Annotated in this window: 5 protein-coding genes; all 5 read right to left on the reverse strand. The window is 56.5% G+C overall.

Annotation, left to right across the window (positions count from 1 at the left end; all coding sequences use genetic code 11):
- On the reverse strand, window positions 1-896 hold an 896-nt coding region (locus Q3981_RS06100), incomplete at its 3' end, for an ABC transporter ATP-binding protein (RefSeq protein WP_303124515.1).
- A gap of 113 nt (window positions 897-1009) precedes the next feature.
- A complete protein-coding gene (locus Q3981_RS06105) occupies window positions 1010-2104 on the reverse strand; it encodes an ABC transporter permease (RefSeq protein ID WP_303124512.1) in 1095 nt (364 codons plus the stop codon).
- Window positions 2097-3023 carry an ABC transporter permease gene (locus tag Q3981_RS06110; protein ID WP_046201854.1) on the reverse strand — a complete coding sequence of 309 codons (927 nt, stop codon included), beginning with the start codon at window positions 3021-3023 and terminating at the stop codon, window positions 2097-2099. The genes Q3981_RS06105 and Q3981_RS06110 overlap by 8 nt, the downstream gene beginning before the upstream one ends.
- 36 nt (window positions 3024-3059) lie before the next feature.
- Complete coding sequence (locus Q3981_RS06115; RefSeq protein WP_303124513.1) at window positions 3060-4691, reverse strand: ABC transporter substrate-binding protein; 1632 nt, start codon at window positions 4689-4691, stop codon at window positions 3060-3062.
- 289 nt (window positions 4692-4980) lie between these two features.
- Window positions 4981-5409: a DUF2871 domain-containing protein gene (locus tag Q3981_RS10445; protein WP_368410096.1), complete on the reverse strand. Its 429-nt coding sequence runs from the start codon at window positions 5407-5409 to the stop codon at window positions 4981-4983.
- Between the last annotated feature and the right edge of the window lie 6 nt (window positions 5410-5415).

Genomic DNA, 5415 nt, shown 5'->3' on the forward strand with positions numbered 1-5415 from the left:
TGGACTTCGATAATGTGCTCGACGTCGCCATCCTGCGCCGCGTGCGGTCCGGTGGTGCGCTCGAGGGCCCTCTCTTCGGCCTCGTGGGCCACTTTTTCGCGCTGTTCAATGACGTCATGACGCCGCGCCCGCAATGACGGAGCCGCCCCCACCAGCTTTTGCGTGTAGGGGTGCCGAGGATCTTGAAGAATCTCCAGCGCAGGGCCCGATTCCACGACGCGACCCTGACTCATCACGACGATCCGGTCCGCGCGCTCGGCCGCCAAACCGAGGTCGTGCGTAATCAGCATCACCGCCGTGCCCAGTTCGTGGGTCAGCGAATCCAGGTGGTCCAAGATGTGCCGCTGGACGGTGACGTCCAGTGCCGACGTCGGTTCGTCGGCAATAAGCAGCTTTGGACGCGCCGCCAAACCAATCGCGATCAATGCGCGCTGGCGCATACCACCCGAGTACTCGTGCGGGTACTGGTTCACGCGCTTATCGGCGTCCGGCAGCCCGGCCTCCGAAAGCAGCTCAACAGCCCGCTTGTGGGCAGCAGACCCCGTCGCAACGTTGTTGGCCTTCAGAGCCTCCTTGACTTGAAAACCTACTTTCCACACGGGGTTCAAGTTCGACATGGGATCTTGCGGGACTAAACCGATGTCCGCACCACGCAGCGCCGTCAGCTCCTTGGGCGAGGCGTGCGTGATATCCCGACCGTCGAACGTGATGGTGCCACCAGTGACATGGCCCCCACCAGGGAGCAGACCGATGATCGAATGCGCCGTCGTGGATTTACCCGAACCAGACTCACCGACGATCGCAACAGTCTCCCCCGGGTAAATGTCGAGGTTGACGCCAAACACCGTCGGTATCGGCTTTTTCTTACCGCCGAAGGCGATATCGACGTCGCGCATCTGCAACAGCGGGCGGGTATCGTCGCTGGAATTATGCGTACCGACGCTGTGCTTCGGTTTATTCGCGGATTGCGTCTCCGTGGAGTGGCGAGCTGCAGAATGTGGGATCAATGTCATGAGGCCGTACGCTCCTTCGGGTCGAGGGCATCCTTTAACGCATCCCCCAGCATGATGAAGCCCAGCACTGTAATGGCCAGGGCACCCGCGGGGTAGAACAACGTCGACGGCGCTGCTCGGAGGGTGTTTTGTGCCGTGGAGATGTCATTGCCCCACGACACCGTTTGCGGCGGTAACCCAATGCCCAGGTAGGACAGCGTTGCTTCCGCCACGATGTAGATACCCAGCGACGTCGTTGCCATAACGATGATGGGCGCGAGGCAGTTGGGAATGATGTGGCGCAGCAGAATCTTCCACTGCGAGAGACCAAGCGCACGCGACGCCATGACATAATCGTTGTTTTTTACCGTCATGACGGCGCCGCGCACAATGCGCGCCATCTGTGGCCAACCGAATGCGGACAGCACCAGGATCACGGTCAGCGTGTTGCGTTCGCTGAACAGCTGCATCAGGACGATGCCCGCGAGGATCAGCGGTATCGCGAAGAAAATATCGGTCAGGCGGGACAGCACCGCGTCCAACCAGCCACCGACATAGCCGGCCACCGAGCCAATAATCGTCCCAAGAATCGTGATGACAATCGTGACGGACACACCGGTCACGACCGAGGCACGCGCACCGTACAAGGTGCGGGAGTACACGTCGTAACCCTGTCGAGTGAAACCAAACGGGTGCGAGGCTTCGGGCCCCTCCAGCGATTTACTCAGGTCAGCCGTTTTCGGGTCCGTCGACGTGAACAGCCCCGGGAAGAACGTGACCAGCAGCACCGCCAGAATAATCACCATTGATACCCAGAACAGGGGCCGACGCCGTAACCGCTGCCAGGCTTCTGCCCACGTGCTCAGTGGTTTCTTGTCCGCCAGGAGATCGTCACGCGATGGTTCATCCGCGGCCACTGTTTCTGCGACCCACCGTTCCGTTCGCGACGACGTAACCAGTCCGGCCCCGCGGGCCTCGTGTCTCTCATGACGTCCCGCCGTCGGGGAATGAGTTTCCGCTGCCAACGGATTCCCTTCGTGAGACGTCGGCAATTCTGTGGATCCTTCCCCTGCTGATGACCTGTTGGCGGGTGTGTGTGATGGATTAGGCATAGCGGATCCTCGGGTCAAGAAGTGCGTAGAGCAGGTCAATAAGGAGATTCGATACGACGAAGATGATGACTAAGACCGTGACGACGGACACGACGGTCGGCGCTTCGCCCAACATCACTGCGTGATAGACCAGGCCACCCACGCCGTTGATGTTGAAGATGCCTTCGGTGACGATCGCCCCGCCCATGAGTGCCGCGAGGTCAGCGCCGATGAACGTCACGACGGGGATCATGGAGTTCCGCAAGACGTGGTGGAGGATGACCTGCGGTTTGCTCATTCCCCGGGCATATGCGGTGCGCACGAAGTCCCGGCCCAGCGCTTCGGCCACTTCTGATCGGGTCAAGCGCAACACGTAGGCGAAAGAGACCAGGCCCAGCACAAAGGCAGGCATGAGGAGGTGTTTGAAGTCGCCTTGCGCACCGACGGTGGCTGGCAGGATTCCCCATTTAATGCCGAAGAGGAACTGGGCAACGAAGCCGATGACGAAAATCGGCACCGCGATAATGAACAGAGAGATGACGAGGACGGTGGAGTCGAACAGCCCACCTTTCTTCAACCCGGCGAGAACACCGAAACCAATACCGAATACGGTTTCAATAACGATGGCCATTAGCGCCAGCCGAATCGTGACGGGGAACGCATTCCCCAGAACAGTGCCGACGCTTTGTCCGGAGAACGTTTGCCCCAGGTCACCGGTAAAAATTCCCTTGAGGTACAGGAGATATTGGACGATAAATGGCTGGTCTAAGTGATATTGCGAGCGGATGGAGTGGATAATCTCCGGGCTCAGTGGTTTATCCCCGGCTAGTGCTGCGACGGGGTCGCCGGGGGTGAGGAACACCATGGCGTAAATGAGGAATGTTGCGCCGAGAAAGACGGGCACCATCTGTAATAATCGTTTTCCGATATACCAAAGCATGAGGGGTCCTTATCGTGGGGGAGCCTTATCGACGGGTCAGCTCTTCGTGATGTCCGTGAAGATGGGGACGCCTTTCCAGTCGTAATTCACGTTCGATAGCGAGGTAGTCCACGCGGCAGACGCGGTGTAGTAGAACAGCGGGATTTCGGGGAGCTCCCGCATGAGAATCGCCTGCGCCTTCGCGTAGATCTCCTGCGCTTTCTTCTGGTCACTTTCCTTCGACGCGTCTTTCAGGAGGTTGTCGAATTCCGCGTTGGTGTATTTACCGTCATTCGACGCTCCATTCGTCGCGAATTGAGGCTGGAGGAAATTCGCTTGTGACGGGAAGTCCGCCTGCCAGCCGCTTCGGAAAGCGGTATGAATCGACCCACTCGATACTTCGTTTCGGAGTGCTTTGAAGTTGGGGTACGCCTTGCCCGTGGCGTCGATCCCCAAAACGTTGTGAATACTGTTCGATACGGCTTCGACCCATTCCTTATGGCCGCCGTCCGAGTTGTACGCGATCTCCAGTTTCCCGCTGTACGGTTTGATCTCGTCGGCCTTTTTCCACAGCTCTTTGGCCTTGTCCGGGTTATAGTCCAGGACTTCATTGCCTTCGACGTTCGGTACGTCGCCGAGTGTCGTCGCCGTAAAGTCCTTCGCTGGCACGCGCGTACCGTTCATGATTTTGTCGGAAATTTGCTTCCGGTTAATCGCCATAGAGATCGCTTGCCGACGTAAATGCCCCTCTTCATCGTTGCCGAAGTGGTCGAGCCATTGCGGAATGACGAAGCCACCGTTGGAAGCGATCGGCTTCACCAGGTGCGTGGACGGGAAGTCATCCTTAAAGGTCTGCATCGCCGTCGGGGGAACAGTCTGACCGATGATGTCAAGGTTGCTCGCCTGCAAGTCGGTGTACGCCGTATCAAGGTTTTCGTACAGCTTAAAGGTGACACCGCCGTTCTTCGGCTTATCGTCACCAGCGTATTTGTCATTCTTTACTGTCCGAATCGAACTATTATGAGTCCACGCATTTTGCCCATCTAATTTATAGGGCCCATTGCCGACGGGGTGCTCACCGAAACTCTTCGGATCATCGAAGAATGACTGCGGGAGCGGGAAGAACGGCGTCGCTCCGAGGCTGATGGGGAACTGGGAGTCCGGATCGGAGAGCGTAATCGTGAATTCTTTATCATTCACTTTCTGCAGTCCAGACAGCTTTTCGACGCTACTGCTGGGGTCTTTGACCTCGTCAAACCCTTTAATATTTGAGAAGAAGTCTTGCTGTTTTTGAGCGTTTTTACCGGCTGCACCGTAATTCCAGGCGTCAATAAAGGAGTCCGCGGTGACGGGTGTTCCATCGGTGAAAGTCCAACCGTCTTTGAGCTTGACCGTGAATTCTGTGCTGTCCGGATTAGCCGTGATGGACTCAGCGACTTGATTATGCGACTTACCATTTTCGTCATAGGATACGAGGCCGCGATACAGAAGTTCCAGCACCTGAGAACCGTTGGATTCGTTGGTATCCGTGGGGATAAGTCCGTTTTGGGGTTCCGACGCCGCGGTCCGGACGATGTTGGGATCTCCCGCCCCGTCGAGTGTGGCTCCACCCCCATCACCGCAGGCAACGAGGCCGGTTGCGGATAACGCCAGAGTTGCGATAGCTGCAGCCACTGAACGTAGACGCATAATGAGGGCTCCTTTAAACAGCACAGCTAAAGCCGCTTTTAAGTCACGCGTGTGCCCTTCAAGGGCGGGATAGCTTAAACGCGGCGATTTGGGTTTTGGTAAATGACTTTAATAAACGACGGTGGTGGACGATAGTGCCTAATTACGCAATTTAGATTACGTCGGTTTCCCGTGATTACCTATCTCGTTGGGAAGATTTAACGTCCAGGAAACTTTCCATTACACCCGAATGGTTGGCGTCTCCGAATGTTTAGCGCCTGCGGGTAATCATGTTCAGGAAACGACGCACCTAGTGGGATACGTTATTTTTCCTTTGCCATCTTTTGACATATTTATTCAAGATGACGAAGAAGAGGACGAATCCAACGGTGATAATAATGTGGCCCATACCTGCGAAGATGGCCAACGATTCGGGAAAGTCTTTACCGAGGACCTGACGAATGCCGTGGAAAGCGAGAAATGCGACGGTCCAGGCTGCACCCGCGTTGTAAATCCAAAAGAATGTGGTGAAGCGACGATCTTTATCGATTCGGAGTACAAGGGCGAAGACAAGGAACAGAAGGTTCATTGTCATACCGAGAATAAGCGAGTGGGTGTGCACCACAGACAGTTGAGTGGTGCCTTCAAAATCGTGGGCTCTGGTGAATTCGCGATAAAATACTCCGGCGATGAGCCCGACGGCCAACCAAACGGTGGCGGCAATATACAACTTCCTCATAGCCCC

It is taken from the genome of Corynebacterium sp. (assembly GCF_030530965.1).
GTDB lineage: Bacteria > Actinomycetota > Actinomycetes > Mycobacteriales > Mycobacteriaceae > Corynebacterium.

Bases quoted from the DNA above. Each gene is read 5' to 3' on its own strand.
- Q3981_RS06105 (WP_303124512.1), bottom strand. From the start codon at position 2,104: ATGCCTAATCCATCACACACACCCGCCAACAGGTCATCAGCAGGGGAA.
- Q3981_RS06110 (WP_046201854.1), bottom strand. From the start codon at position 3,023: ATGCTTTGGTATATCGGAAAACGATTATTACAGATGGTGCCCGTCTTT.
- Q3981_RS06115 (WP_303124513.1), bottom strand. From the start codon at position 4,691: ATGCGTCTACGTTCAGTGGCTGCAGCTATCGCAACTCTGGCGTTATCC.
- Q3981_RS10445 (WP_368410096.1), bottom strand. From the start codon at position 5,409: ATGAGGAAGTTGTATATTGCCGCCACCGTTTGGTTGGCCGTCGGGCTC.